Genomic DNA, 3,669 nt, shown 5'->3' with positions numbered 1-3,669 from the left:
ACTCCACCCGGGCCGGAAAATCCGCTGCCATTGGTCATGAACGAGGTCACCGCATACTCGGCCGGCTTCACCAAAGGCATGTCCGGCATATCAGGAAGTACCGGTGGCGTCAGCGTAGCGGCGTAGAGGCCGTTCGGTCCGGCGCAGCTATCGACGGTTGAGGCGTAGATGACATTGCTGTTGGTGTTCAGACCGCTGACCTTCGATCCGGCAGGAACAAACTGCACCGGAGCAATGTACTTCTTCGCATCGCCGTCCTGCTGGCGCGCAGCATGAAGCATGCCGTCGCTCGAGACCGCCCACACATACGGCTGCGGGCGCTGGAAGCCGCCGCCGCCAAAACCGCGGCGTCCCATACTATTGCCCGGCATCACGACCGAGGCAGTCTGGCCACCCGAGCACAGTGCGGTCGGCGTTCCGCTGGGCTTCACATCGAACTTCGTCTCGAAGTACTTCTCTCCGAGGTCGGAATCGATGGAGTAAAGGGCATTGCTGCTGCCGCCGACAAAGAGCAGCTCCTTGAAGCCGGCCCAGCCGATAAGGTTTGTCAGATCGATGGGCGTCGAAAGCGCATCCAAGCCTACAGCCGTATTCGGGAACTTGAACTTGTACAGGAGCTTCACCTGGCCCTTGGTGATGTTGTCCTTGCTCAGGTACTTGTCGTTACGCGCCCAGCCGTCGCGCTGCGGATTGCCGCCGACGCTTGGCCAGTCCGCGGCCCATAGACTGGCGCATGCCGTGACAGCGATGCATGCCGACCAAAGAAATTTCCTACGCATGTGGAAGACCTCCCCTCCAGAATCCAGAGCACGCTGGACATTTGCTGCAGCGATAACAATACGGATGAACCGTGAAATTGTGGCGTTGAGACGGGTTCAGTAACGCAAATTTGAGACGTCTTAAGCCGATGACGTTAGACCACATCGAAAACACCGTTGTCAACGTCTCAAATGCATGTTTCCTGAGCCACAACTCGCCAAACAATGCGGCGCAGGGGAGACGGAAACAGAGCTCCAAAAGTCGCAGATCGGGGGAATTTCTGCTCGAATACGGTGGCAGCCGTGACCTTCAGGCCAGGTTATCCAGCTCTGTAACGAATGGGCTTTCGCCCTGGCCTTTTAAATGGCCAGCCAGAAAAGACTCAGGGCTAAAAACCCATTTACTTTCATGCGTTTATCAGGGGGGCTGAAGCCCGCTGGATACCCCAGCCAGCAAAGCCGGCCGGGGACCCCGCTGGATACCCCAGCCAGCAAAGCTGGCCGGGGACCCCGCTGCTCCCACCAGAAATGAAGTTATTCGGTGGGCGCTTGCTGACCGCGGTGGGTTTCCAGCTTATGCCACTGATCCAGCGTAAGTTCGCGGCGGATGCCTAACAGCATGCGGGCGTTTGCCTTTTCCAGCTCGGCCCGGGCTTGCGCGACGCGATCAATCTGAGACAGGATGCGGTTCTCATCGGGCTGCTCCGCCGAGACCAGAGGGCCAAGAGTGTCCTCTTCCTTCCGCAGCGAGCGGAAGAGCGAAGCCAGGGTTCCACGGTTGGCATCGAAGATCGCGTCCATGCGGGAGCGCTGTTCTTTCTGAATCCCGATCGACTCTGAAAACTTCTTATCGTCCCACCACCGTCCCGGAGGGCCAACCTGCAGACCGCCGTGCATGGTGCTCATCGTGCCCGGGTTATTGCCGCCAAACGGAGGGGGAGACGAGTTCCGCCGATCAGGAAAGCCGCCGCCAAAACCGCCACCGTTCCCCATTGGTGGGCGACCACCCCCACCCCGCATGCCGCCCCCGCCCGGAGGGCCGCCAGGGCCTTGCGCAAGAGCAGCTGAGCCGCCAATCAGGATGGCAAGCAGGGCCAGGGCGAGTTTGAATCGATACGTCATTTGGCGAAGAAAAAAGAATAATAAAAGAGATTAGCGCTTCGTTGTCCTGGCTTTGCCGGACTCGTTGGCAAAGGCCGCCTCGTGCTGGGCAGCGGGCTGCGCAATCTCCTGGTTGATAGCGGACATCAGTTCATTGTCTGCGGCAATCTGTTCCGCCGTAGGCACCGGTGACTTATGTTGTACGGACGCCTGCTGCGGCGCATCGTTATCGCGGATCAGGAATGGCACGGCAACCGCAATCGCAAGCACTGCAGCCATAGCCATACCCGCAGCTGGGCGGAAGGAAAGTCCCAGACGTTCGAAGAAGCCGGGCTGAGGTGTCGGCATTTCCGCCACGCGCTGGCGGCTCCAGTCCATGGATGCCTCGCGCAGCATGCCCATCGTCTCTTCCACCCGAGTCATTTCCTGGCGGCAGTGTTCACACGAGTTCAGATGGGCTGCGGCAGTGCCGTCATCCAGTCCCAGCAGAAGATCGGTGAACTGTTCGTCTGTGAGGTGCCGGTTCATCGCGTACCTCCCAGTGTAGACGCGTTTGGACCAAGCTGTGCTCGAATGGCAGTTACAGCCCGGTGCAGGTGAGTCTTGACGGTATTGACCGGCATGCCGGTTGCCTCGGCAATCTCCGCTAGAYCCATCTCTTCCAGGAATCGCATGACGAAGACCGAACGCTGCCGTTCAGAGAGCGTCGCCAGGGCGGCATGCACGCCTTGGACGCGTTCCCGGGCGATCAGGGCGCTCTCCGGCGAGCTGGCGCGCGAGCTGATCTGGTGCGACATGTCGGTGACGTCGGCGGCCGTCGCACGGAAGTTGCGCCAGAACTTGAACTTCTGGGTGCGGACATGATCGCGCACCAGGTTGGTGGCAATGGACATCAGCCATGTCGAGACGGAGCAGTCGCCGCGGAAGCTGGCCCGGTTGGCATAGGCCTTGACGAAGCAGTCCTGGGTGATGGACTCAGCGAGATCCGCGTCGTTGATGGAATAGGCTACGTAGCGGTAGACCTTGGCGCGATAGAGCCGAACGAGACCGTCAATGTCCTCAAGCTCGTGCGTGCGGGCCTCCTGCCGTGCGGCAAATGAGAGTATCGCGGTGCTGGCGGTAGCAGGCATACACCCGTTTGGACGGGATTACACCGGCGCGGAGTACATCGACCGTCATCAAAGCGAAGACTAAAGGGCCGCAAATGCGGCCCTTAGTTACCTTTGTACCGGATTTTGCCTAGGGCGTGTCACTCAATTGCTATCGCTTGGCAATTGAATTGGCGCCACCTGGATTGGGATTCCATAGGATTGGAATTCCCTACAGCGTACGCCCAACGATCGGGGCAAGCTGCTTGAGCTGGGCGTTCAGTTTGTTGAGCTGCTCCGGGAAAAGCGACTGGGCGCCGTCACTCATCGCCTTATCCGGATTCGGGTGCATCTCCATCAGCAGACCGTCGGCTCCGGCAGCTACCGACGCCAGCGCCAGTGCCGGCACCAGGTCGCGCTTGCCGACACCATGCGACGGATCGCCGAAGACCGGCAGGTGGGTCAGCTTCTTCAGCACCGGAATCGCCGAGACGTCCATGGTGTTGCGGGTGTAGGTCTCAAAGGTACGGATACCGCGCTCGCACAGCATCAGGTCGTAGTTACCGCCGGAGAGGATGTACTCGGCAGAGAGCAAGACCTCTTCGATCGTGGCGGCGATACCGCGCTTCAGCAGGCATGCCTTACGCACATGGCCAAGCTCCCGCAGCAGGTTGAAGTTCTGCATGTTGCGCGCCCCGATCTGGAAGACATCGATGTACGGC

5 protein-coding genes are annotated in these 3,669 nt (G+C 60.0%); all 5 read right to left on the bottom strand.

The genetic code is table 11. The annotated features are described in order from the left end of the window. The coding region (locus AB4043_RS18230; RefSeq protein WP_442307712.1) for a hypothetical protein at positions 1-779 on the bottom strand (779 nt) is incomplete at its 3' end. A 513-nt stretch (positions 780-1,292) separates the two neighbouring features. Continuing rightward, entirely contained in the window at positions 1,293-1,880 is a 588-nt protein-coding gene (locus AB4043_RS18225; protein ID WP_442307711.1) for a periplasmic heavy metal sensor, read from the bottom strand. Positions 1,881-1,910: 30 nt separating this feature from the next. Then, positions 1,911-2,387, bottom strand: coding sequence for a hypothetical protein (locus AB4043_RS18220; protein WP_442300388.1), 477 nt, complete (start codon positions 2,385-2,387; stop codon positions 1,911-1,913). Beyond that, positions 2,384-2,989: an RNA polymerase sigma factor gene (locus tag AB4043_RS18215; protein WP_442307710.1), complete on the bottom strand. Its 606-nt coding sequence runs from the start codon at positions 2,987-2,989 to the stop codon at positions 2,384-2,386. The genes AB4043_RS18220 and AB4043_RS18215 overlap by 4 nt, the downstream gene beginning before the upstream one ends. A gap of 190 nt (positions 2,990-3,179) precedes the next feature. Continuing rightward, the coding region (locus AB4043_RS18210; RefSeq protein ID WP_442307709.1) for an N-acetylneuraminate synthase family protein at positions 3,180-3,669 on the bottom strand (490 nt) is incomplete at its 5' end.

Origin of the sequence: Terriglobus sp. YAF25, from assembly GCF_052113305.1 — a bacterium.
Classification (GTDB): domain Bacteria; phylum Acidobacteriota; class Terriglobia; order Terriglobales; family Acidobacteriaceae; genus Terriglobus.
The sequence above is the reverse complement of the archived record's forward strand: the minus strand, read 5'-3'. Positions and strand labels throughout refer to the sequence as shown.

What these genes read in the sequence shown, in the direction of transcription:
- AB4043_RS18225 (WP_442307711.1), bottom strand. Translation starts at nt 1,880, where the DNA reads ATGACGTATCGATTCAAACTCGCCCTGGCCCTGCTTGCCATCCTGATT.
- AB4043_RS18220 (WP_442300388.1), bottom strand. Translation starts at nt 2,387, where the DNA reads ATGAACCGGCACCTCACAGACGAACAGTTCACCGATCTTCTGCTGGGA.